Raw genomic sequence first — 23,894 nt, 5'->3', positions numbered from 1 at the left:
TATGTGGGATCTCATTGAAAAAGGTCTGGAACACAACGGTCTGATCACCGCGTTCGCCTTCGTCGGCGTGATCATGTGGGTCTCGGTGATCCTCTCCAAACGCCTGACCTTCGGGCGGATTCACGGCTCGGCGATTGCCATCGTCATCGGCCTGGTGCTGGCCTGGGTCGGCGGGACGATGACGGGCGGGCAGAAAGGCCTGGCGGACCTGACGCTGTTCTCCGGCATCGGCCTGATGGGCGGCGCGATGTTGCGGGATTTCGCCATCGTTGCTACCGCGTTCGAGGTGCAGGCCACTGAAGCGAAGAAGGCCGGGATGATTGGGGTGATCGCACTGCTGCTGGGCACGATCCTGCCGTTCATTGTCGGTGCGTGCATGGCCTATGCGTTCGGTTATCGCGATGCGGTGAGCATGACCACCATCGGCGCCGGTGCGGTGACTTACATTGTCGGCCCGGTGACCGGTGCGGCGATTGGCGCGACGTCGGATGTCATGGCGTTGTCGATTGCCACCGGGTTGATCAAGGCGATTCTGGTGATGGTCGGCACGCCGGTGGCGGCGCGCTGGATGGGCCTGGACAACCCGCGCTCGGCGATGGTGTTTGGCGGGCTGGCCGGGACGGTGAGTGGTGTGACGGCGGGGTTGGCGGCGACGGATCGGCGGTTGGTGCCTTATGGGGCGTTGACGGCTACGTTTCACACTGGATTGGGTTGTCTCCTTGGGCCGTCGCTGCTGTTCTTCATCGTGCGCGGGATTGTTGGCTGAACGTCAAAAGCCCCTCACCCTAGCCCTCTCCCGGAGGGAGAGGGGACTGACCGAGTTGTTTATGCGCTATACATCGACCTGAGACTCCTGAGTCGAACTCAGGTTTGAAAAGCCCCCGGTCTGCTCCCTTTCCCCCTCGCCCCCTTGGGGGAGAGGGTTGGGGTGAGGGGGGAAGCCCTTGATCTTGATCTGCTTTTAATCACACCGCCGACTGGCGATTCGCATACATCCGACACTCCGCCAACAACGCCAACAAATTCGGATCCCGCTCTTTAGCCTTCAAAAACACCACCCCAATGTGCTGCTGCAACCGGTACTTTTCCTGCAACGGAATCAGCTTCACCCGGTTCTCGTACACCGCCGCAATCCTCCCCGGCAGCAACGCATAACCCACCCCCGAGCTGACCATGCTCAGCAGGGTGAAGATGTCGTTGACCTGCATCGCCACCTTCGGCTCGAACCCCGCCTGCCTGAACACGCGGATGCCGTCCTGATGGGTGGCGAAGCCTTGGGTTAGGGTGATGAAGGTTTCGTCGCGCACCTCCGCCAGATCCACTTCGCTGCGTTGGGCAAAGCGGGAATCGGCCGGAGTGGCGAGGAAAATGTCGTCGGAAAACAGCGGAATCTGCTCGCAGTCGGGGTCGTTGACGGTGTCGTCCAGCGACACGAGGATCGCGTCGACCTCCATGTTTTTCAGCTTGTAGAGCAGGTCGATGTTCGAGCCGAGGATCAGGTCGATGTTGAGTTCGCTGCGGCGGATCTTTAAACCCATGATCAGCTGCGGCACGGTTTTCACCGTCAGCGAATACAGCGAGCCGAGCTTGAAGCGCTCGGCCGAGAACCCGGCGGCTTCGCGGGTCAGGCGCACGCTTTCGACCACGTCCTGAATCAGTTTCTGCGCGCGCTCTTCGAGCACATAGGCGCTTTCCAGCGGCGTCAGGTTGCGCCCTTCGTGTTTGAACAACGGGCAGCGCAGGGCGCTTTCCAGCGAATGGATCGCGCGGTGCACGCTGACGTTGCTGGTCTGCAACTCGGCGGCGGCGCGGGCGAGGTTGCCGGTGCGCATGAAGGCGAGGAACACCTCGAGTTTCTTCAGGGTCAATTCTTCGTCGATCAGCATGGCGCGGACTCTTCTTGGTATCGGTCGATTGTGCCCAAATATCAGGACAGGTGCAGGCCCGCGTTGAACGGAAACATTGCGCTTTTACGCTCAAGGCCCGAGCCTTGCGCGCTGCGGTAAATGAAATCGAGGTGTGCGACACATGTATCACGGAGAACGATTGAACGCCTGGACGCATCTGGTCGGGGCGGTGGCGGCGTTTGTCGGGGCGATCTGGCTGGTGGTGATCGCCAGTTTTGACGGCAGCCCCTGGAAGATCGTCAGCGTGGCGATCTACGGTTTTACCTTGCTGGTGCTCTACAGCGCATCGACCGTGTACCACAGCGTGCGCGGGCGCAAGAAAGCGATCATGAAGAAGGTCGATCACTTTTCGATCTACCTGCTGATCGCCGGCAGTTACACGCCGTTCTGTCTGGTGACCCTGCGCGGGCCGTGGGGCTGGACGCTGTTCGGGATTGTCTGGGGGCTGGCGCTGATCGGCATCCTGCAAGAGATCAAGCCGCGTTCGGAGGCGCGGATCCTGTCGATCGTGATCTACGCGGTGATGGGCTGGATCGTGCTGGTGGCGGTCAAGCCGCTGATCGCGGCGCTGGGCGGTGCGGGGTTTGCGTGGCTGGCGTCAGGCGGTGTTTTGTACACCGTGGGGATCATCTTTTTTGCCCTCGACCATCGGTTGCGGCATGCCCACGGGATCTGGCATCTGTTCGTGATCGCCGGGAGTCTGCTGCACTTTGTGGCGATTTTGTTTTACGTCCTTTAAGCGCCTATCAGTCGGCCGAGTTGTTCGCCGGCGCGCTGACTGAAGATCTCCAGCAAGTCATTCAAGGTATGCGGCGGCGGTTCGGTAGCACGAGTCACCGCGTACAGCGTGATAGGCAAGGGCGGCGCCAACGGGCGAATCACGGTGCTGGTCGGTGAGGCACCGAGGGCGGTGAACGGATCGATCACCGCGACCCCGGCGCCGGACTCCACCATTGCCCGCGCAAGCGAATACGTCTGCACGGCGATTCGCACCCGAGGCGGCGGCTCGACGGCTTCCAGATAACTGTCGAGCCGAGCGGCCAGTGGGTCGGCGCTGGACAGCCCGATCAGCGGTGCCCCGGCCAACGCCATCAGCGGCAGCGGCTGACCGGCATCTTCCTCCGGCCAATAACCTTTCGGCGCCAATGCCACCAAAACCCCCGAGGCCAGCGCCTGCGCCTTCAGCCCCGGATGGTCCGGCAAATGCAACGTCAGGGCCACGTCCACTTCGCGCATCAGCAGGTTCTGTATCAGCTCGCGACTGTGGGCGCTCGACAGTTCGCAGGCGATGTCCGGGAACTGCGCCGTCCACTGCTGGATCGCCGGCGGCAGCAACGACAGCGCCAACGCCGGGGTCGCGCCGATTCGCAGGCTGTGGCCGGGCTCGCGGCGCAGGCTCTGGGCCAGACGCCGCACGCCTTGCAGGCTTTCGGTGACCTTGTCGACTTCGCGCTCCAGCTCCAGCGCTTCCGGGGTCGCCTGCAACTTGCCGCGCACCCGCATAAACAATGGAAAGCCCAGTTGCTGCTCGGCGTGCTGCAACACCTTGGTCACCGCCGGTTGCGAGACGTGCAGCAACTGCGCAGCGGCGCTGACCGAGCCGGTTTGACGAATGGCCTGGAAAATCTCGATATGACGAAGGCGCATGACGATCCCATAACCTTTGTTTATAGGCTTGGCATCTTTATTCATTGTTCGGCGCCTGTCACCTCACCCTAACCTCGGCCTCGTCTTCAAGAACGATTAAGGACGGACATGGCTCAGCGTGTGTGCATCATCGGCGGCGGCGTGATCGGGTTGGCAACGGCCTGGGCGCTGGTGCGCGACGGTTTCGAAGTGACAGTGGTCGAGGCGCGGCAGTCGCTGGGCAGCGAAACCAGTTTCGCCAACGGCGGCCAGTTGTCCTACCGCTACGTCGCGCCGCTGGCCGATGCCGGCGTGCCGTTGCAGGCCATCGGCTGGATGCTGCGCGGCGATTCGCCGCTCAAGTTGCGCCCGCGCCTGGACCCGGCGCAGTGGCGCTGGATGGCCTCGTTTCTCGCCGCGTGCCGCACCTCGGTCAACCGCGAAAACGCCGCGCATCTGTTGCGTCTGGCGTTGTTCAGCCAGAGCACGCTTAAACGCTGGCGCGAGGACGACGGACTGGTCGGTTTCAACTGGCGGCGCAACGGCAAACTGGTGACCTTTCGCAACGCCTCCAGCTTCGAGCATGCACGCAAAGGCCTGGCCGATCCGCAACAACAGCAGGTGTTGTCCGCCGCCGAATGTGCGCAACTGGAACCGGCACTGATCGATGCACCGTTTGTGGGCGCGATCTACACGCCGGATGAAGAAGTCGGCGATTGTCACGGCTTCTGCCAACAGTTGGCGGCGCGATTGAAGGCGTCGGGCCGCTGCGATTTTCGTTTCGGTCAGGCTGTCACCGGCATTCGCCACAGCCATGGCGCCGTCACAGCCATTGAGCTTGGCGAAGAAACCCTGCCGGTCGAACAACTGGTGATCGCCGCCGGTCATCGCAGCCCGTTGCTGGCGCTGCCCGGCCTGCGCCTGCCGCTGTATCCGCTGAAGGGCTACAGCCTGACCGTGCCGATTGGCAGCGAGCATCGGGCGCCGGATGTGAGCATCACCGACTACGACCGCAAGATCGTCTACGCCCGTATCGGCGAAAAGTTGCGGGTGGCGGCGATGGTCGACATCGTTGGTTTCGACCCGGCGGTGGACCCCAAGCGGCTGGCGCTGATCAAACGTCAGGCCCGCGACACCTTTCCCGACGCCGGCCACTACGACGCCGCCGTTGAATGGGCCGGCATGCGCCCGGCCACGCCCACCGGCGTTCCGCTGCTGGGCGCCACGGCGTATCGCAATCTGTGGCTCAACCTCGGCCACGGCGCGCTCGGTTTCACCCTGGCCTGCGGCAGCGGGCAGTTGCTCAGCGAACTGATCGGCGAGCAGCGCACATCGATTGATCTGCACGGGTTCAATCCCCGTGCGGCGTGAATGCAAAGAGCTTAGAAATCACCCCACAATTGCTGCGCCACCGCCAGCGCTACAACTGGCGCGGTTTCGGTGCGCAGCACGCGCGGGCCGAGACGGGCGGCGTGGAAGCCGTTGGCCTTGGCTTGCTCGACTTCGGTGTCGGACAGGCCGCCTTCGGGGCCGATCAAGAACGCCAGCGTCGCAGGTTTGGCATGGCTGACCAGCGGCTCGGCCACCGGGTGCAGAACCAGTTTCAGTTCGGCTTCGGTCTGCTTCAGCCAGTCGGCGAGCAGCACCGGTGGATGAATCACCGGCACCCGCGAGCGACCGCATTGCTCGCAAGCGCTGATCGCCACCTGACGCCAGTGCAGCAGGCGTTTGTCGGCGCGTTCGTCCTTGAGGCGGACTTCGCAGCGCTCGCTGAAAATCGGGGTGATTTCGGTCACGCCCAACTCGGTGGCTTTCTGGATGGCCCAGTCCATCCGCTCGCCCCGGGACAGGCCCTGGCCGAGGTGGATTTGCAGCGGCGATTCGATCTGGCCAGCGAACTGCTCGTCGATCTGCACCACCACACGTTTCTTGCCGACTTCCACCAGCGCTCCGCGAAACTCGTGGCCGGAGCCGTCGAATAACTGCACCGCATCGCCCTCGGCCATGCGCAGCACGCGGCTGATGTAATGCGCCTGGGCTTCCGGCAGTTCGTGTTCGCCGGTGCTGAGCGGGGCGTCGATAAAGAAGCGGGACAGTCTCATTTCGGGTCTCTGGAAAGATGTGAATCAGTTAAAACGGTGTCGACTTCATTCGCGAGCAAGCCCGCTCCCACAGGGAAATGCATTCCAAATGTGGGAGCGGGCTTGCTCGCGAAAGCGGCAGTCCAGGCACCACAGATCTTGAATAATTTGAATCAGCCCGGATCACGGAACCCGGGATGGAAATCCTTCGGCACCGCCACACTGACGCTGTCACGAGTAGCAATGTCGATGCCTTCGCTGGCGACTTCGGCGAGGAAGTCGATCTGCTCCGGGGTGACCACGTACGGCGGCAGGAAATACACCACGCTGCCCAGCGGACGCAGCAACGCGCCACGCTCCAGCGCATGCTGGAACACCTTCAGACCGCGACGTTCCTGCCACGGATAAGCCTCTTTCGTGGCCTTGTCCTTGACCATCTCGATCGCCAGCACCATGCCGGTTTGACGCACTTCCGAAACATTCGGATGATCCACCAGATGCGCCGTCGCCGACGCCATGCGTTGTGCTAGCGCCCGGTTGTTCTCGATCACGTTGTCCTGTTCGAAAATATCCAGAGTCGCCAGCGCCGCCGCGCAGGCCAGCGGGTTGCCGGTGTAGCTGTGCGAATGCAGGAAAGCGCGCAGGGTCGGGTAGTCGTCGTAGAACGCGCTGTACACCTCGTCGGTGGTCAGGCACGCCGCCAGCGGCAGATAACCGCCGGTCAGGGCTTTCGACAGGCACAGGAAGTCCGGGCGGATGCCGGCCTGTTCGCAGGCGAACATCGTTCCGGTGCGGCCGAAGCCGACGGCGATTTCGTCGTGGATCAGGTGTACGCCGTAACGGTCGCAAGCCTCGCGCAGCAACTTGAGGTACACCGGGTGATACATGCGCATCCCGCCGGCGCCCTGGATCAGCGGCTCGACGATCACGGCAGCGACGCTGTCATGATTCTCGGCGAGTGTCTGTTCCATGGCCGCGAACATGTTGCGCGAATGCTCTTCCCAGCTCATGCCCTGCGGGCGCAGGTAGCAATCCGGGCTCGGCACCTTGAGGGTGTCCATCAGCAGAGCTTTGTAGGTTTCGGTGAACAACGGCACGTCACCGACCGACATCGCCGCCATGGTTTCGCCGTGGTAGCTGTTGGTCAGGGTGACGAAGCGCTTCTTGTTCGGCTGGCCACGGTTGAGCCAGTAGTGAAAGCTCATTTTCAGCGCGACTTCGATGCAGGATGAACCGTTATCGGCGTAGAACACCCGGTTCAGGCCCTCGGGCGTCATCTTCACCAGCCGTTCGGACAACTCGATCACCGGCTGATGGCTGAAACCGGCCAGAATCACGTGTTCCAGCTGATCGACCTGATCCTTGATGCGCTGGTTGATGCGCGGGTTGGCGTGGCCGAACACGTTGACCCACCAGGAGCTGACCGCATCCAGATAACGCTTGCCTTCGAAGTCTTCCAGCCAGACGCCTTCACCGCGCTTGATCGGGATCAGCGGCAGCTGTTCGTGGTCTTTCATCTGGGTGCAGGGATGCCACAGCACCGCGAGATCGCGTTGCATCCACTGGTTGTTCAGGCCCATGTTCAGTCTCCTCGAGGCGGCTCGCGTCAGGCGCGGGCAAACAATCGCGCAAGCCTATGCAATGCGTCGCGTCGGGACAACCCATTGTGTCGATTGAGCTACTTTGTATGGGCCGATAGACGTCGCTGGCGGCGTTTTGATGGCTGACGTATTCTTCGCGGTTCTTTGGGTCGTCTGACCCGCAAAACTGCATTTTCCTACGTGTTTTTCCGGAGTTCGCTGAATGTCTGTCGGTTGGCTGCGCGCCTGTGCGCTAGTGGTGTTGGGGCTGTTTAGCGTTACGGCGCTGGCCAAGGATAAAACCGCAATCGTGATCGGCGGCGGCCTGTCGGGCCTGACGGCGGCTTACGAACTACAGAACAAGGGCTGGCAGGTCACGCTGCTCGAAGCCAAGCCGAGCCTGGGCGGTCGCTCGGGTATGGCCACCAGCGAGTGGATCGGCAACGACAAGACTCAACCGGTGCTGAACAAGTACGTGTCGACCTTCAAGCTAAACACCACGCCAGCGCCTGAATTCGTACGGACCCCGGGTTACCTGATCGACGGCGAGTATTTCTCCGCCGCCGACCTGGCCACCAAACAGCCTGCCACGGCCGAAGCGTTGAAACGCTACGAGAAAACCCGTGACGATCTGGCGCGTTCGATCGATGATCCGCAGAACCCGGCGGCGACCAACACCCTGCATGCACTGGACCAGATCAACGTCTCGAGCTGGCTCGACAAGCAGAACCTGCCGGCCACCGCGCGTCAGCTGATCAACCAGGACATCCGCACCCACTACGACGAGCCTTCGCGCCTGTCGCTGCTGTACTTCGCACAGCAGAGCCGGGTGTATCGCGGCGTGTCCGACCGTGACCTGCGCGCTTCGCGTCTGGTCGGTGGCAGCCCGGTGCTGGCCCAGGCCTTCGTCAAACAGCTGAAAACCATCAAGACTGATTCGCCAGTGTCCGCCATCACTCAGGACAAGGACGGCGTGACCGTCAAGGTCGGCAGTGTTGGCTACCAGGCGGATTACGTTGTACTGGCGGTGCCGTTGCGCGCCCTCAACAAGATCCAGCTGACCCCGGCGCTGGACGCTCAGCACCTGGCTGCGATCAAAGGCACCAACTACGGCTGGCGCGACCAGATCATGCTGAAGTTCAAGACGCCGGTGTGGGAAAGCAAGGCGCGGATGTCCGGCGAGATCTACAGCAACACCGGTCTGGGCATGTTGTGGATCGAGCCGGCCCTGAAGGGTGGCGCGAACGTGGTGATCAACCTGTCCGGCGACAACGCCCGTGTGATGCAGGCCTTCGGCGACAAGCAGATGGTCGATCAGGTACTGATTCGTCTGCACGCGTTTTATCCACAGGCCCGTGGCGCGTTCACCGGATATGAAATCCGTCGCTACAGCACCGACCCGTCGACTGGCGGCTCTTACCTGGCCTTTGGCCCTGGCCAGATCAGCAAATTCTGGCGCCTGTGGGAACGTCCGCTGCAGCGCGTAGCGTTTGCCGGCGAACACACCGACACCTTGTATCCGGGCACCCTGGAAGGCGCACTGCGTACGGGCCAGCGCGCGGCCAGTCAGGTTGAAGACCTGGCGGCGGGCAAATCCTTCGAACCGGCCAAAGTCGGCCCGACGGCGGCCACCGCAGCAGCGGCGGCAGGCGCAGCGGGTGCGGCCACGGCGGCGAAGAAAGGCAACTTCTTCACCAACCTGTTCGGCGGTTCGGACGACGACAAGAAGCCAGAGCCAGTGAAAGCCCCTGAGCCGGCACCTGCTCCAGCCGCTCCAGCGCCTGCACCGACGCCGGCCCCAGCGCCAGCCCCGGTGGAAGCGCCGAAGCCAGCCGCGCCGGTAAAAGCCGAGCCAGCCAAGAAAGCGGCAGCCAAGCCAGCAGCGAAGAAACCGGCGGCGAAGACCGAAGCGAAAAAAGCTCCGGCCAAACCAGCGGCGAAAAAAGCTGAACCGGCGAAGAAGCCAGCGGCCAAACCGGCGGCAAGCAGCGATACCAAAGCGCAGTAACGCTTTGCGGTGAATGAAAAAGCGCGGCTTTCAAGCCGCGCTTTTTTTTGCCCGTGATTCACAACATCCCGCCACGCTTTTGTCTTTAATCTTTCCTTAACTCCCTTGTTCAAGACTCTTGATCGTATTTCTCGATATTTCAAAGCAAAATTTTCCGCTTTAATTCGATAGATAACTCGCTAGTCTTGGTTCGCAGTTCTCACAGGATTTGGGCAATGCAGCTACGTAACTCTTCTTCGCGCTACGGTTGGGTCAGCATCTTCATGCACTGGGGTGTGGCGCTGGTGGTCTTCGGGCTGTTCGCGCTGGGCTTGTGGATGGTGGGGCTGGATTACTACAGCACCTGGCGCAAAGACGCGCCGGATCTGCACAAGAGCATCGGTCTGGTGCTGCTGGGTGTGATGGTGTTGCGGGTGTTGTGGCGCTTTGTCAGCCCACCGCCGCCAACGCTGCAAAGCTACAGCCGCATGACCCGCATCGGCGCCAAGTTCGGCCACGGGTTTCTGTACCTTGCGCTGTTCGCCGTGATGATTGCCGGTTACCTGATTTCCACCGCAGACGGTGTCGGTATCCCGGTGTTTGGCCTGTTTGAAGTTCCTGCACTGGTTTCCGGACTACCGGATCAGGCAGATACCGCCGGTGTGATTCATCTCTGGCTGGCATGGGCGCTGGTAATTTTTTCCGGCCTTCATGCGTTGGCAGCATTGAAGCACCACTTTATCGATCGTGATGCGACCCTGACACGAATGCTGGGACGCAAAGCCTGATGTTCAACCTCGACTCCAAAGGAAAACAAAGCATGTTGAAAAAGACTCTGGCCGCTCTGGCAATCGGCTCTGCCGTCCTGTCCGCCAACGTGATGGCCGCTGACTACGTGGTTGACAAAGAAGGCCAGCACGCCTTCGTCGACTTCAAGATCAGCCACCTGGGCTACAGCTTCATCACCGGTACCTTCAAGGACATCAGCGGCAAGTTCAGCTTCGACGCTGCCAAGCCTGAAGACAGCAAGATCGAATTCGACGTGAAGACCGCCAGCGTATTCACCAACCACGCCGAGCGTGACAAGCACATCGCCAGCAAAGACTTCCTGGACGTGGGCAAATTCGCTGACGCCAAGTTCGTTTCCACCAGCGTCAAATCCACCGGCAAGAACGCCGCTGGCAAAGACACGGCTGACGTGACTGGCGACCTGACCCTGCACGGCGTGACCAAGCCGATCGTGGTCAAGGCCACTTTCCTGGGTGAAGGCAAGGATCCATGGGGCGGCTACCGTGCCGGCTTCGAAGGCACCACCAGCATCAAGCGCTCTGATTTCGGCAAGATGATGGATCTGGGTCCACAGTCCGACAACGTCGACCTGTACATCTCGTTTGAAGGTGTCAAAGCGAAGTAATTTTCGCCTTACACACAAAAACGCCCCCGGTCTTGCGACCGGGGGCGTTTTTTATTGCCTGCCGTAACTCTCGTTTCAGCAGTGCGCAAAAAAATGCCCCGGTTTTCAGGCCGGGGCATTTTTCATTGCAGTGGAAAACTCAGCGATTGCGGGTCAGCAAGGCCGGTTTTTCACCGCGTGGGCGGCTTGGCAGTTGATCCAGCTGCTCAGGCGTCGGGAAGCGGTCGGCTTTCGACTCTTTGTGCATGATCTTCGGCCCGCTGCTGCGCGGGTTCTGCACGGCCGGTTCAGCACGTTGCTGATCGTCACGGGCCGGACGGCGGTTGCGCGAGTTTTCATCGCGACGACCCTGGCCGTCACGCGGGGCGCCGTTGCGTGGGCCATTGCGTTTGCCCGGCGGGGTGCCGGTGCTCGAACCGTTGCTGTTGCGCGGGCCGTTCTGACGACCTTGCGACTGACCGCCACGTGGTGCGCCCGAACCTGCGCCTTGCGCCGGAGCGCCTGGACGACGGTTGCGACCACCGACCGGAGCCTGCTTCGGCACGTAATCAACGCGGTTACCGAAGTTATCGATATCGTCGTCGAGGAACTCGTCCGGAGCACGGTCAGCAGCGGCGCGTGGCGGCTGGCTTGGCTGGCGCTGTTCGCGGGCCGGGGTGCCTTCACGCGGCTTTTGTTGACGGGCTGGACGCTCGCCACGCTCACCGCGTTCGCCGGCCGGTTTTTCCTTGCCCTTGTCTTTGCCTTTGTCTTTACGACCGCCGCCACCGCCGCCGCCATTCGGGCCGTCGCCGCGCGGGCCACGGGCATTGCGCGGGTTGCGCATGTCCGGACGTTCACGGGCTTCCGGCTTCTCGGCCTCGATGGTGCTGGCATCGAAGCCCATCAGGTCGCCGTCGGCGATTTTCTGCTTGGTCATGCGTTCGATGCTTTTCAGCAGTTTTTCTTCGTCCGGCGCGACCAGCGAGATCGCCTCGCCCGAACGACCGGCCCGGCCGGTACGGCCGATACGGTGCACGTAGTCTTCATCGACGTTCGGCAGCTCGAAGTTGACCACGTGTGGCAACTGGTCGATGTCCAGGCCGCGCGCCGCGATATCAGTCGCTACCAGGATGCGCACCTGGTTGGCCTTGAAGTCGGCCAGGGCTTTGGTGCGGGCGTTCTGGCTTTTGTTGCCGTGGATCGCCACAGCCGGCAGGCCGTGTTTGTCCAGGTACTCGGCCAGACGGTTGGCGCCGTGCTTGGTGCGGGTGAACACCAGCACCTGTTCCCACGCGCCGGCGGTGATCAGGTGGGCCAGCAGCGCACGTTTGTGGCTGGCTGGCAGGCGGAATACGCGTTGTTCGATGCGCTCGACCGTGGTGTTCGGCGGCGTCACTTCGATGCGTTCCGGGTTGTGCAGCAGCTTGCCGGCGAGGTCGGTGATGTCTTTGGAGAAGGTCGCCGAGAACAGCAGGTTCTGACGCTTGGCCGGCAGACGGGCGAGGACTTTCTTCACGTCATGGACGAAGCCCATGTCGAGCATGCGGTCGGCTTCGTCGAGCACGAGGATTTCAACGTGGGACAGATCGACGCTGCCCTGGCCACACAGGTCGAGCAGACGACCCGGGCAAGCAACGAGGACGTCCACACCACGGGACATGGCCTGAACCTGCGGGTTCATGCCGACGCCGCCGAAGATGCAGGCGCTGACGAATTTCAGGTCGCGGGCGTAGATCTTGAAGCTGTCGTGAACCTGGGCCGCGAGTTCGCGGGTCGGGGTCAGGACCAGCACGCGCGGCTGGCGCGGGCCGTGACGCTGGGATTTGTCCGGGTGGCCGTTGGGGAACAGCCGCTCCAGGATCGGAAGGGCGAAACCGCCGGTTTTACCGGTACCTGTCTGTGCCGCAACCATCAGGTCGCGACCTTGCAACACGGCGGGAATGGCCCGCTGTTGCACCGGAGTAGGCTCGGTATAGCCCGCATCTTCGATAGCGCGGACCAAAGCCTCGGAGAGACCGAGGGAAGCAAAGGACATGAGTAATCCTGTTTCAGTTAGGGCTTGGCCCAATGGGAGTCTTGCCTGGCGCGAATGGCGTTTAAGAGGACGCAATCCCGTCCGGTCCTGCTGCGGTTCCGAAGGCACGTCCGGAGCGCTCGCGCGGGCTGAAAAGCTGCGCTGTAGCGGGTCGGGAGGCCTGTTACGGTTCCGGGCGTCCGGGCGTGAGCCTGGCGGGAACGCCGGAGTATAACAGAGCAATCACTGCGCGCCGCTTTCCTGCTGCTCAACGGTTTTGCCGCTGGCGGTGGCGCTGCCCAGCGGCGCCGTCAGGGCGGGGGCTGCGCCGTAGCGGGCGCTGAGCTCGGCATAGGCCGGTTCGCGCTTGAAACGCTTGAGCTCGGCGCCGAAACGCTGCACCAGCAAATCCATCCCAGCATTGCGCCGCACGGCCAGAAACTGGCTCTGGCGGCTGATGACCGTGGGGTTTTCCGTGATCTTGTCGCGAATGCCCAACTCATCGAGCAAATGCTGACCCACCCGGCGATCGGTGATCAGCAGGTCGATGCGCCCGCGCACCAGTTTGCCGAAGTTGGCTTCGTGGGTCGGGGCCGGCTCGCGGGTGAACAGGGTCGATTCGCGAAAGTCGGGGCTGTACAGATAGCCCGGCGAAGTGCCGACGGTCAGGCCTTTGAGGTCTTCAAGGCTATGAAAAGGGTGCGGTCGCTCGTTGGCGTAGAACATCACGAACTCGACGTCCGACAACGGTTCGCTCGGATAGAGCAGGGTGGCGTCGCGTTCGTCGCTGTGAAAGATGTCCAGCGCGCCGTCGGCCTGGCCGGTTTCGAGCATAGACAGGCAGCGTTTCCACGGCAAAAACTGCCATTCGACTTCGATGCCCAGCCGTTTGAATACGATGGCGGTGGTTTCGTAGTCCAGGCCGAGGTTCTTGCCGCCCTGTTCATAGACGTACGGCGCCCACGGTTCGGTGACGATACGCAGCTTCTCGCCCCGAGCCGCAAAGCTCAGGCAAGCAAAAACCAGCACGGCGAATAACTGCGTGATCAAAGGCATGGCTTGAGATTACGACGAGAAACGGCAAAGAGCCAGAAACTGGCCGCAGAAGCTCTGTTTCGGGCGTTAAAAGCAAAAGATCGCAGCGGCGAAAGCGCTGAAAGCGCTGTCGCGACTGCGATCTCCTGGTCCTGCGGTGACGTCTTTTTAGCGCGGCAGCTTCAGGTTGTTCCAGATCGCCAGGCTAGGTTCGGCCTGGTTCATGGAGTAGAAGTGCAGGCCAGGCGCGCCGCCTTGCAGCAGGCGTTCGCACATCTCGGTGACGACCTGTTCGCCAAAGCGCTGAATGCTTTGGCTGTCATCGCCGTAGGCTTCCAGCTGCTTGCGGATCCAGCGCGGGATTTCCGCACCGCAGGCATCGGAGAAGCGCGCGAGTTTGCTGTAGTTGGTGATCGGCATGATCCCCGGCACGACCGGAATGTCCACGCCCAGCGCCTGCAAACGGTCGACAAAGTAGAAGTAGCTGTCGGCGTTGAAGAAGTACTGGGTGATCGCGCTGTCGGCGCCGGCACGGGCCTTGCGCACGAAGTTGGCGAGATCGTCTTCGTAGTTGCGCGCTTGCGGATGCATCTCCGGGTAGGCGGCGACTTCGATGTGGAAATGATTGCCGGTTTCTTCACGAATGAATTCAACCAGTTCATTGGCGTGACGCAGCTCGCCGCTGGTCATGCCCATGCCGGACGGCAGGTCACCGCGCAGGGCGACGATGCGCTTGATGCCGGCAGCCTTGTACTCGTTCAGCAGGCCGCGCAGATCGTCCTTGCTGTCGCCGACGCACGACAGGTGCGGGGCGGCGGGGACTTTGACTTCGCTTTCCAGCTGCAAAACGGTGTTCAGCGTGCGGTCACGGGTCGAACCGCCCGCGCCGTAGGTGCAGGAAAAGAAATCAGGGTTGTAGGTGGCCAACTGACGGGCAGTGGCGAGCAGTTTTTCATGCCCAGCATCGGTCTTGGTCGGGAAGAACTCGAAGCTGTAGCGACGGTCTTGGGACATGGAGGGGACCTCCAGCTACAAGCTGCAAGCTTCAAGCTGCAAGAGCAGCGGAGGTGCGCTGGTCTCTTGTGCCTGAAGCTTGCGGCCTGAAACTGTTTTGACAAATAGGGGCAGAGCTTTCGGGCTTCGCGCGGCAAGCCCGGCTTGTGGCCTTGCTTGCCGCTTGAAGCCTGAAGCTCGCAGCTGCTCTTAGTAGCGGTAAGCGTGCGGCTTGAACGGGCCTTCGACGGTCACGCCGATATAGTCAGCCTGCTGCTTGGTCAGTTGAGTGACCACGCCGCCGAAGCCGCGAACCATTTCCAGGGCCACTTCTTCGTCGAGTTTCTTCGGCAGTACTTCAACGGTCAGGCGCTCGGCTTTCTGGGCTGGCGACAGGTCGGCGTACTTCTGGCCGAACAGGAAGATCTGCGCCAGAACCTGGTTGGCGAACGAACCGTCCATGATGCGGCTCGGGTGACCGGTGGCGTTGCCCAGGTTCACCAGACGGCCTTCGGCCAGCAGGATCAGGTAGTCGTCGTTCTGAGCGTCGAAAGCGCCCGGGCCGGTACGGTGGATCTTGTGTACCTGTGGCTTCACTTCTTCCCATGCCCAGTTCTTGCGCATGAAAGCGGTGTCGATTTCGTTGTCGAAGTGACCGATGTTGCAGACAACGGCGCGCTTCTTCAGGGCTTTGAGCATGTTTGCGTCGCAAACGTTGACGTTGCCGGTGGTGGTCACGATCAGGTCGATCTTGCCCAGCAGCGCTTTGTCGATGCTTGCTTCGGTGCCGTCGTTGATACCGTCGATGAACGGCGAAACCAGTTCGAAACCGTCCATGCAGGCTTGCATGGCGCAGATCGGGTCGACTTCGGAGACTTTAACGATCATGCCTTCCTGACGCAGGGACTGGGCCGAGCCCTTGCCCACGTCACCGTAACCGATGACCAGCGCTTGCTTGCCGGACAGCAGGTGGTCGGTGCCGCGCTTGATGGCGTCGTTCAGGCTGTGACGGCAGCCGTACTTGTTGTCGTTCTTGGACTTGGTCACCGAGTCGTTGACGTTGATGGCCGGGATTTTCAGCTCGCCCTTGGCCAGCATGTCCAGCAGACGGTGTACACCGGTGGTGGTTTCTTCGGTCACGCCGTGAACGCGGTCCAGAACCTGTGGGTATTTGTCGTGCAGCAGCTGGGTCAGGTCGCCGCCGTCGTCGAGGATCATGTTGGCGTCCCATGGCTGGCCATCCTTCAGGATGGTTTGCTCCAGGCACCACTCGTACTCTTCTTCAGTCTCGCCTTTCCAGGCGAAAACCGGGATGCCGGCAGCAGCGATGGAAGCAGCGGCCTGATCCTGAGTCGAGAAGATGTTGCAGGACGACCAGCGTACTTCGGCACCCAGGGCAACCAGGGTTTCGATCAGCACGGCAGTCTGAATGGTCATGTGGATGCAGCCGAGGATTTTTGCGCCTTTCAAAGGCTGCTCGGAAGCGTACTTGCGACGCAGACCCATCAGGGCCGGCATTTCCGACTCGGCGATGATGGTTTCGCGACGGCCCCAGGCAGCCAGGGACATGTCGGCAACTTTGTAATCGTTAAAATCTGCAGGCGTGATAACAGCGCTCATGAAGAGCCTCCATTCGTAATGTATGCGAATGGGCGCCGTTGTGCGTTTAGTGTCCGGCCTGAGCCGGTCAACGCCCCATCCGAGCCTGACAGGTTGAACCTGCTGCAGCGCCCCTCGGACAGGTGGCGGGAAAACGGTAGCAAGTGAAGGTTACCGTTTTGAAACGGGGGCGATTATAGCCGTCTAGACTGATCTTCCAAAGGGTTTCTGTCGGCCAGATGAAGATCATCAATAGCGACCATAGTAGAAGCCTCATGGAGCATGACCGCTCAGTCTGCCAAGATGGCCCCATCATTCGGCAAGACGCTCAGGAGTGAAGATGAATTTCCACACCCGCAAGTGGGTAAAACCCGAAGACCTCAACCCCAACGGCACTCTGTTCGGCGGCAGCCTGCTGCGCTGGATCGACGAAGAAGCGGCGATCTACGCCATCGTTCAACTGGGCAACCAGCGCGTGGTGACCAAGTACATTTCCGAGATCAACTTCGTCAGCGCCTCGCGCCAGGGCGACATCATCGAACTGGGCATCACCGCCACCGAGTTCGGCCGCACCTCGATCACCCTGACTTGCGAAGTGCGCAACAAGATCACCCGCAAGAGCATCCTGACCGTCGAGAAGATGGTCTTCGTCAACCTTGGCGAAGACGGCCTGCCGGCCCCGCACGGGCGGACCGAGATCAAATACGTCAAAGACCAGTTCAAGGAAGACGAACTCGTCACCAAGTGATATCGGCGGTGCGCCCTTCGCGAGCAAGCCCGCTCCCACATTAGACCGCGTGCTCCCCCGCAACTCGGTCAACTGTGGGAGCGGGCTTGCTCGCGAATGCGATTGTGCAGTCACCGAAGATTTATCTGGCTACTGAACAGCCATGAACCGCAGGGGTCGTAGCTAAAAGCCCCTCTACGGTTCCCACGCCATGACCACGCCAACAGACGGCAAGACCCCCGACCTCTCGGCCAAGGAACAACACGAAGTCGAGAAAAACCAGCCGCCCCGGGCGGCGGTTCTGCATGAAATCATCCGCAAACAGGGTGACCAGGAACTGGAGCGCAGCATCGCCGCGCTCTGGTGGTCGGCGCTGGCGGCCGGGCTGACCATGGGCCTGTCGCTGATGGGCATGGGTCTGCTCAACTCGCGTCTGCCCGAGGGCGACGAATTCAAGGTGATCGCCAGCTTTGGCTACTGCGCAGGCTTTCTCGCAGTGATCCTCGCCCGCCAGCAACTGTTCACCGAAAACACCCTGACCGCCGTGCTGCCGGTGATGACCAAACCGACAATCCGAAATTTCGGCCGGTTGATCCGGCTCTGGACGGTGGTGCTGTTCGGCAACCTGTGCGGGACGATTCTGGTGGCGTACGTGATGCTCGAACTGCCGATCTTCGACACCAGGACCGACGAGGCCTTCCTCGAAATCGGCCGCAAGGTCATGGAGAACCACGCGAGTCAGATGTTCGCCAAGGGCATCGTCTCAGGCTGGATGATCGCCACCATGGTCTGGATGATTCCGTCCATGGAGAGCGCGAAGATGTGGATCATCATCCTCATTACCTACTTCATGGCACTGGGCGATTTCACGCACATCGTGGTGGGGTCGGCGGAGGTGTCGTATCTGGTGTTTGCCGGCGAGCTGCCGTGGAGTGATTTCTGGGCGGTGTTTGCCGGGCCGACCCTGGCGGGGAACATCATCGGCGGCAGTTTCATCTTCGCGCTGATCAGTCATGCGCAGATCCGCAGTGAAAGCGGCGCGCCGAAAGAAACGGCCGCGCCGAAGGACTCTGCGGACCAGGCCGAAAAGCCCGATCCGCAGCGGATCAAGAAATGATCAGTGGTGCGCAGGTTCGGCCACGCTGACCGGCTCGTCGCGAGTCGCATGCTTGACCAGTTTGCCGATGGTCAGGCCCTGCAACAGGATCGACGACAGCACCACGATGTAAGTGATGCTCAGCAGCAGATCGCGCTCTGGGCCCAGCGGCAGGGCCAGTGCCAGTGCCACCGAAACACCGCCGCGCAAACCACCCCAGGTCAGGATCCGGATCGTGCCGCGCGGCACCGTGCGCCAGCGTCGCAACAGGACAATGGCCGGGGCCACGGTGAGCAGGCGCGAAAGCAGAATCGCCAGCGCCAGCAGGCTTGCCGCTGCCACGTGCAGCCAGTTGAACGGCAGTAGCAACAGCTCCATCCCGATCAGCGCGAACAGCAGGGCGTTGAGCATGTCGTCGAGCAATTCCCAGAAACCATCCAGGTATTTGCGCGTCATGTCGTTCATCGCCAGGTTGCGACCCAGGTTACCGATGATCAGACCGGCGACCACCATCGCAATCGGCGCCGAGACGTGCAGCTCGGTGGCCATCGCCGAACCGCCGATTACCAGCGCCAGGGTCAGCATGACTTCGATCTGGTGCTGCTCGATGCTCTTGATCATCAGGTACACCAGATAACCGATCAGCCCGCCGAACAACACGCCGCCGATGGCTTCATGGGCAAACAGCATGGCCGTGGCGCCGACGGTCGGGGTTTCGCCCAGTTGCGCAATGCCCAGCAGCACGGTGAACACCACGACGGCGGTGCCGTCGTTGAACAGCGATTCGCCGACAATGGTGGTTTTCAACGGTTTCGAGGCGTTGGCTGTACGCAGCACGCCGAGTACCGCAATCGGGTCGGTCGGGGAAATCAGCGCACCGAACAACAGGCAGTAGAGGAAACTCACGTGCCAGCCGAACAGGGCAAAAATGTAATAGGCGAGGCTGCCGATCACGGCGGTGGCGATCAGTACGCCGAAGGTCGCCAGCAGGCCGATGGGCCAGCGGTAGCTGCGCAGGTCGTTCAGGTTCACGTGCAAGGCGCCGGCGAACAGCAGGAACGAGAGCATCCAGTTCATCAGCAGATCGCCGAAGTCGATCTGGCCGATCAGTTGCTGTACGCGTTCTTCGAGACCGGGATAACCGAGCAGGCTCAGGCCTTGCAGCAACAGGGAAAACATCAGTGCGGTAACCATCACGCCGATGGTCGGGGGCAGGCCGATGAAGCGGAAATTCACGAAAGTGAGGAGGGTGGTGAGGCAGATGAAAGCGGCGACGAGTTCAAGCATCCGGGGTCCTTTGGATGGGGGTGGAAAGACAGCGCGCCCGTTCATGGACGCAAGGGTTGGATGGGCTGACGCCGGGTGGGGACACAATTGTGTCCCCCGGGGAAATCAGCCGGAGACATTGACCGCAGCGACACCCCGACGTTGCAGGTAAATGAAAAACAGCGCCGTCAGCACGGTCAGCACGCCCACCAGTGCGCCGGTCCACGGCAAGTCCGCCAGGTCCGCGCCACTGGCCACCACCAGCCCGCCAATCCAGGCGCCGGCGGCATTGCCGAGGTTGAACGCGCTCTGGTTCAGGGTCGAACCGAGGTTCGGTGCTTCGTGAGCCTGATCGATGATCAGCAGTTGCAGGATCGGGCACAGGGCGAAGGCGAAAATCCCCCACAACACCAATGTGATCGCCGCCGGAACCACCGAGCGACTGGTCTGGCTGAACGCCGCCAGAATCACTACCACCGCCAGCGCGACACCCACCAGCGACGGCAGCAGGCGGCTGTCGGCCAAGCGTCCGCCGAGCATGCTGCCGCCGGTCAGGCCGACGCCGAACAACAGCAGCATCACCGTTACGCCGTGAGGGCTGACGCCGGTGATGTCCTGCAGAATCGGCGCGATGTAGGTGAACACGCTGAACAGACTGGTGGACGCCAATACGCTCATGCCCAGTGCCAGCAACACGTTGACCTTGCCCAGCACCTTGAATTCGCTGGCGAGGTTGGCCTTGTCCATCGGGATGTGTTTCGGCAACCACAGCCATTGGGCGAGGGCGGCGATGACACCGATCACCGAGACCGCCCAGAAAGTCGAGCGCCAGCCGGCGTACTGGCCGAGCGCGGTGCCCAGCGGTACGCCGAGGACATTGGCCAAGGTCAGGCCGGTGAACATCATCGCAATCGCCTGCGCCCGTTTGTTCGGCGCGACCAGTCCGGCGGCCACCACCGAACCGATGCCGAAGAACGCACCGTGGCACAGCGCAGTGACCACTCGCGCCGCCATCAGCGTCGCGTAGTTCGGCGCCAGTGCGCACAGCACGTTGCCGAGGATGAACATCAGGGTCATGCCCAGCAGCGTGGCCTTGCGCGGCATGTTGGCGGTGCCGATCGCGAGGATCGGCGCACCGAACACTACGCCCAGGGCGTAGCCGGTGATCAACAGACCGGCGTGGGGAATGCTCACCGCGAGGTCACGGGCGACGTCGGGCAACAGGCCCATGATGACGAATTCAGTGGTGCCGATGCCGAAAGCGGCAACAGCGAGTGCAAGCAAGGCGAGTGGCATGCGCAAGGTCTCTGTCGGTAGTCTTGACGCTTTGATCAGGCATACGCAGGCCGGCGACCGGTCTCGGGCGAGAACGGGGCAGGCAGGAATTATTGGAATTTATCTGTGCGCAACTGAGTGCGGCGTGGTCGCTTGCAGTATAAACAGCTGCTGACACATCGCGAATCAATAATCTGACTAATTGGCTCAGGCTCAACAACAAGAATCAAGGAGTGGCACGTGCTGGCGACAGCTCTGGTGTTGGTGGCGGCGCTGTTGCACGCAGCGTGGAATACGTTGATAAAGTTCAGCGCCGAGCGGCTGCTGGTGGTGGCCTGCATGGACACCGTGGCGTTGTTGTTCGTCGCGCTGGCGTTCCCTTTCATCAGTCTGCCGCCGGCGGAAATCTGGCCGTGGATACTGGCGTCGGCGGCGTTCGAGCTGCTCTATCGCTACCTGTTGATCCAGGCCTATCGGGTCGGCGATCTGGGGCTGGTCTATCCGTTGATGCGCGGACTGTCGCCGTTGGTGGTGCTGGCGCTGACCCTGATCTTCGCCGGCGAAGTGCTCACCACCCAGCAGATCTTCGGGATCATGTTGATCCCGCTGGGCATGGCTTGCCTGCTCTGGCAGGGCGGTGGCGGGAAACACTTGCCATGGTCGATGCTGCCAGTGGTGGCGCTGATCGGCTTGTGCATCGGTTGCTACACCTACATCGACGGTCAGGCGTTGCGGCGCTGGTCGCATCCCCTGGATTACCTGGTCTGGGTCACGCTGCTCAGTGCCTGGCCTTTCCCGTTGCTGGCGTGGGTGGCCAAGCGTCCGGCGTTCATGCTGTTCTGGCGCGAGCAATGGAAGCTGGGACTGGCGGTCGGGTTCTGCGTGTTGTTCAGCTACGCTCTGGTGCTGTGGGCGATGCAGTTGGGCTCGATTGCCGAAGCGGCGGCGTTGCGTGAAATCAGCGTGATCCTGGTGGTGCTGTTCGGCATGCGTTACCTGAAAGAACCTTTCGGCCGGCCGCGGCTCTTAGCCTGTGGGCTGGTTCTGATCGGCATGCTGGTGATGAAGTTCTGACCCGCCAACACTCTAAAAACTGAAGAAGGACGGCGTTATGACGGTGGCTCTGTGGTGCGTTTTCATTGCGATTTTTCTGCCGTATCTGTGCACGGGCGTGGCCAAGGCTGTCGGTGGTTATCGGCTGAGCGACAACCACGATCCCCGGGACTTTCTCGAAAGCCTGAACGGCGTGGCGCGGCGTGCCCATGCGGCGCAACTGAACAGTTTTGAAGTGACGCCGGCCTTTGCGGCGGCGGTGATCGTTGCGCATCTGGTGGGCACGGCAGAGCTGGTGACGGTCAATGTGCTGGCGGTGCTGTTCATCACCAGTCGCCTGCTTTACATCATTTGCTATCTGGCGGACTGGGCGATTCTGCGGTCGCTGGTGTGGTTTGTCGGGATGGGGCTGATTGCCAGTTTCTTCTTTGTTTCGGTCTGAACCCTGAAAGATCGCAGGCTGACGAGGCCTGCGATCTTTTGCATTGTGCTTACGGCTTGTCGGCCACCTGCGGCACTTGCGGCAACGCCGCGCCTTTTGGCCAGAGCATCCAGATCTGCCCCTGCTGCTTCATGTCGCCGGCCAGTTGCCCGGCAGCATCGCCGGTGCCCCAGAAAAGATCCGCACGAACTTCGCCGGCAATCGCGCCGCCGGTGTCTTGCGCGGCCACCGGGCGTACCAGTGCAGTGCCGTCCGGGCGAGTGGTCGACAGCCACAGAAGGCTGCCCAACGGAATCACCTTGCGATCCACTGCCGCGCTGTAACCTGCGGTCAGCGGTACATTCAGCGAGCCGCGCGGGCCTTCGTTGCTGTCCGGATTGCGGGTGAAGAACACGTAGCTCGGGTTGCTCGCCAGCAGTTCCGGAATGCGCGACGGGTTGGCCTTGGCCCAGTCGCTGATCGCGCCCATGGTCACTTCTTCTTTTTTCAACGCGCCCTGTTCCACCAGCCAGCGGCCGATCGGCCGGTACGGGTGACCGTTCTGGTCGGCGTAGGCGATACGCAACTGGCGACCGTCATCGGTCTGGATCCGCCCCGAACCCTGAATCTGCAGGAATTGCAGGTTCATCGGGTCGGTCAGCCAGGCCACGACCGGCGCCTTGACGCCTTGGCTTTCGATGGTTGCCGCGTCGTCGTAAGGCTTGAGCACGCGACCTTCGAGGCGTCCGCGCAGGCGCTTGCCTTTCAGTTCCGGGTAAATGCTGTCCAGCGACACAATGATCATGTCTTCGGGCACGCCGTACACCGGCACGTTGGCGGTGGCGGTTTGCGTCAGGCTGCCGGGATAGACCGGTTCGTAGTAGCCGGTGATCAGGCCGTTGGGGTTGTCGTTCTCGGCGCGCAGGCCGAACACGTCGAGGTTCTGCTTGAGGAAGGCGCGGATGTCGCCGGCGCTTTGCGGCACATTGGCGGCTGCTGCACAGGTCGAGCCCCAGACCGGGTCAGCCTTGAGCCGGGTGCAGGCGCTGCGCCACGAACCGAAACCGGCCACCAGATCGCTGTCGGACACTGCCGGCAGGGCTTCCCAGGTGGCACTGGAATACGTGGCCAGGGCGTGGGTTTTCGGCTTGGCGCTTTCGCCACCGGTGCAGCCGGCGAGGATCGCCAAGAGCGGGAGGGTAGCGATAAGTGGATGACGCCAGGCCTTGAAACGGCTGTTCATGGAGAGTTTCCTGTGCCGGTTGCAGAAGTGCTCCATGCGCTCAAGCAACCCTTATTGTTAATAGGGCTATTGGTGTTTGGCGGCGACCCGAGGATACTGGCCGCCGATTTCCGTGACCTGAAGCCACCATGACTCTTAAAAGAATTGCTGTTGTATTGCTGGCCTGTCTGACCTTGTCCGCCTGCGGCGGTGTCGACCCGAATTCCCCGCTGGGTCAGCGCAAGGCGATCTTCAAGCAGATGCTCAAGACCGGCGAAGACCTGGGCGGCATGCTGCGCGGACGCATTGCCTTCGACGGGCCGAAATTTGCGGAAGGCGCGGTCAAGCTCGATGCGTTGTCCCATGAGCCGTGGAAACATTTCCCGCAGGTGCGCGAAGAAGATCACACCAGCGCCAAGGATGATGTCTGGCAGAAACAGGCGCGCTTCCAGGAAATGGCCCGCACCCTTGAAGCGGCCACCGGTGAACTGGTGATCGCCAGCAAGGTTCAACCGTACAAGGCCAGTAACCTGGGGCCGGCGGTGCAGAAAGTCGAAGATGCCTGCAGTGCCTGCCATAAAGAGTTTCGCGATCATTGATTTTTGTTGTTTGAGTT

The 23,894-nt window shown here is 61.7% G+C and carries 22 protein-coding genes and 1 riboswitch; of the genes, 11 read left to right on the top strand and 11 right to left on the bottom strand.

Annotated features, from left to right (window positions below):
- Window position 1 precedes the first annotated feature (1 nt).
- A complete protein-coding gene (madM, locus tag QR290_RS27565; RefSeq protein WP_007953314.1) occupies window positions 2-766 on the top strand; it encodes a malonate transporter subunit MadM in 765 nt (254 codons plus the stop codon).
- Window positions 767-965: 199 nt separating this feature from the next.
- Here the strand turns inward: madM and QR290_RS27560 are convergent, their stop codons facing one another.
- A complete protein-coding gene (locus QR290_RS27560) occupies window positions 966-1,886 on the bottom strand; it encodes a LysR family transcriptional regulator (RefSeq protein WP_115079492.1) in 921 nt (306 codons plus the stop codon).
- 142 nt (window positions 1,887-2,028) lie between these two features.
- Between QR290_RS27560 and trhA the strand changes: the two genes are divergently transcribed.
- Window positions 2,029-2,646, top strand: a complete 618-nt coding sequence (trhA, locus tag QR290_RS27555) for a PAQR family membrane homeostasis protein TrhA (RefSeq protein WP_085689647.1) — start codon at window positions 2,029-2,031, stop codon at window positions 2,644-2,646.
- On the opposite strand, the gene QR290_RS27550 is transcribed toward trhA, so the two are convergent.
- Window positions 2,643-3,554, bottom strand: coding sequence for a LysR family transcriptional regulator (locus QR290_RS27550; RefSeq protein ID WP_289203983.1), 912 nt, complete (start codon window positions 3,552-3,554; stop codon window positions 2,643-2,645). The genes trhA and QR290_RS27550 overlap by 4 nt on opposite strands.
- Window positions 3,555-3,662: 108 nt before the next feature.
- Between QR290_RS27550 and QR290_RS27545 the strand changes: the two genes are divergently transcribed.
- A complete protein-coding gene (locus tag QR290_RS27545) occupies window positions 3,663-4,904 on the top strand; it encodes a D-amino acid dehydrogenase (protein ID WP_289203982.1) in 1,242 nt (413 codons plus the stop codon).
- An 11-nt stretch (window positions 4,905-4,915) separates the two neighbouring features.
- Here the strand turns inward: QR290_RS27545 and QR290_RS27540 are convergent, their stop codons facing one another.
- Window positions 4,916-5,635, bottom strand: coding sequence for a 16S rRNA (uracil(1498)-N(3))-methyltransferase (locus tag QR290_RS27540; protein WP_289203981.1), 720 nt, complete (start codon window positions 5,633-5,635; stop codon window positions 4,916-4,918).
- Between the two features lie 152 nt (window positions 5,636-5,787).
- The gene (locus QR290_RS27535) at window positions 5,788-7,194 is read right to left on the bottom strand and encodes an adenosylmethionine--8-amino-7-oxononanoate transaminase (RefSeq protein WP_289203980.1); all 1,407 of its coding nucleotides are present in this window, start codon (window positions 7,192-7,194) and stop codon (window positions 5,788-5,790) included.
- 223 nt (window positions 7,195-7,417) lie between these two features.
- On the opposite strand from QR290_RS27535, the gene QR290_RS27530 reads away from it, so the two are divergent.
- The 3 genes from QR290_RS27530 to QR290_RS27520 all read left to right on the top strand — a co-directional run bounded on the left by QR290_RS27530 (window position 7,418) and on the right by QR290_RS27520 (window position 10,595).
- Window positions 7,418-9,202 (top strand): flavin monoamine oxidase family protein, encoded by a 1,785-nt coding sequence (locus QR290_RS27530; protein WP_289203979.1) that lies wholly within the window; start codon window positions 7,418-7,420, stop codon window positions 9,200-9,202.
- Window positions 9,203-9,417: 215 nt separating this feature from the next.
- Window positions 9,418-9,969, top strand: a complete 552-nt coding sequence (locus tag QR290_RS27525) for a cytochrome b (protein WP_007959675.1) — start codon at window positions 9,418-9,420, stop codon at window positions 9,967-9,969.
- A gap of 32 nt (window positions 9,970-10,001) precedes the next feature.
- Window positions 10,002-10,595, top strand: a complete 594-nt coding sequence (locus QR290_RS27520) for a YceI family protein (protein ID WP_115080013.1) — start codon at window positions 10,002-10,004, stop codon at window positions 10,593-10,595.
- 139 nt (window positions 10,596-10,734) lie between these two features.
- Here the strand turns inward: QR290_RS27520 and QR290_RS27515 are convergent, their stop codons facing one another.
- The 4 genes from QR290_RS27515 to ahcY all read right to left on the bottom strand — a co-directional run bounded on the left by QR290_RS27515 (window position 10,735) and on the right by ahcY (window position 16,239).
- Window positions 10,735-12,612: a DEAD/DEAH box helicase gene (locus QR290_RS27515; RefSeq protein ID WP_115079487.1), complete on the bottom strand. Its 1,878-nt coding sequence runs from the start codon at window positions 12,610-12,612 to the stop codon at window positions 10,735-10,737.
- Between the two features lie 222 nt (window positions 12,613-12,834).
- The gene (locus QR290_RS27510) at window positions 12,835-13,647 is read right to left on the bottom strand and encodes a substrate-binding periplasmic protein (protein WP_115079486.1); all 813 of its coding nucleotides are present in this window, start codon (window positions 13,645-13,647) and stop codon (window positions 12,835-12,837) included.
- 147 nt (window positions 13,648-13,794) lie between these two features.
- Complete coding sequence (gene metF / locus QR290_RS27505; RefSeq protein WP_115079485.1) at window positions 13,795-14,640, bottom strand: methylenetetrahydrofolate reductase [NAD(P)H]; 846 nt, start codon at window positions 14,638-14,640, stop codon at window positions 13,795-13,797.
- 189 nt (window positions 14,641-14,829) lie between these two features.
- Complete coding sequence (ahcY, locus tag QR290_RS27500) at window positions 14,830-16,239, bottom strand: adenosylhomocysteinase (RefSeq protein WP_007959684.1); 1,410 nt, start codon at window positions 16,237-16,239, stop codon at window positions 14,830-14,832.
- Window positions 16,240-16,262: 23 nt separating this feature from the next.
- Window positions 16,263-16,361: riboswitch (S-adenosyl-L-homocysteine riboswitch) on the bottom strand.
- 197 nt (window positions 16,362-16,558) lie between these two features.
- On the opposite strand from ahcY, the gene QR290_RS27495 reads away from it, so the two are divergent.
- Complete coding sequence (locus QR290_RS27495) at window positions 16,559-16,966, top strand: acyl-CoA thioesterase (protein WP_003229043.1); 408 nt, start codon at window positions 16,559-16,561, stop codon at window positions 16,964-16,966.
- 190 nt (window positions 16,967-17,156) lie between these two features.
- Window positions 17,157-18,062, top strand: coding sequence for a formate/nitrite transporter family protein (locus QR290_RS27490; protein WP_289203978.1), 906 nt, complete (start codon window positions 17,157-17,159; stop codon window positions 18,060-18,062).
- Here the strand turns inward: QR290_RS27490 and QR290_RS27485 are convergent, their stop codons facing one another.
- Together QR290_RS27485 and QR290_RS27480 are read right to left on the bottom strand one after the other, a co-directional pair.
- Window positions 18,063-19,328, bottom strand: a complete 1,266-nt coding sequence (locus QR290_RS27485; protein ID WP_289203977.1) for a cation:proton antiporter — start codon at window positions 19,326-19,328, stop codon at window positions 18,063-18,065.
- A gap of 105 nt (window positions 19,329-19,433) precedes the next feature.
- Entirely contained in the window at window positions 19,434-20,603 is a 1,170-nt protein-coding gene (locus QR290_RS27480) for an MFS transporter (RefSeq protein WP_007959692.1), read from the bottom strand.
- 219 nt (window positions 20,604-20,822) lie between these two features.
- On the opposite strand from QR290_RS27480, the gene QR290_RS27475 reads away from it, so the two are divergent.
- On the top strand, window positions 20,823-21,656 hold the full coding sequence (locus tag QR290_RS27475) for an EamA family transporter (RefSeq protein ID WP_289203976.1): 834 nt from the start codon (window positions 20,823-20,825) through the stop codon (window positions 21,654-21,656).
- Window positions 21,657-21,693: 37 nt separating this feature from the next.
- Window positions 21,694-22,077 (top strand): MAPEG family protein, encoded by a 384-nt coding sequence (locus QR290_RS27470; protein WP_115079481.1) that lies wholly within the window; start codon window positions 21,694-21,696, stop codon window positions 22,075-22,077.
- Window positions 22,078-22,126: 49 nt separating this feature from the next.
- Here the strand turns inward: QR290_RS27470 and mltA are convergent, their stop codons facing one another.
- Window positions 22,127-23,299, bottom strand: a complete 1,173-nt coding sequence (gene mltA / locus QR290_RS27465; RefSeq protein WP_289203975.1) for a murein transglycosylase A — start codon at window positions 23,297-23,299, stop codon at window positions 22,127-22,129.
- Window positions 23,300-23,427: 128 nt separating this feature from the next.
- Between mltA and QR290_RS27460 the strand changes: the two genes are divergently transcribed.
- A complete protein-coding gene (locus tag QR290_RS27460) occupies window positions 23,428-23,877 on the top strand; it encodes a c-type cytochrome (RefSeq protein WP_115079479.1) in 450 nt (149 codons plus the stop codon).
- Window positions 23,878-23,894: the final 17 nt, after the last annotated feature.

This window comes from Pseudomonas fluorescens (assembly GCF_030344995.1).
Classification (GTDB): Bacteria; Pseudomonadota; Gammaproteobacteria; order Pseudomonadales; family Pseudomonadaceae; genus Aquipseudomonas; species Aquipseudomonas fluorescens_BF.
The sequence above is the reverse complement of the archived record's forward strand: the minus strand, read 5'-3'. Positions and strand labels throughout refer to the sequence as shown.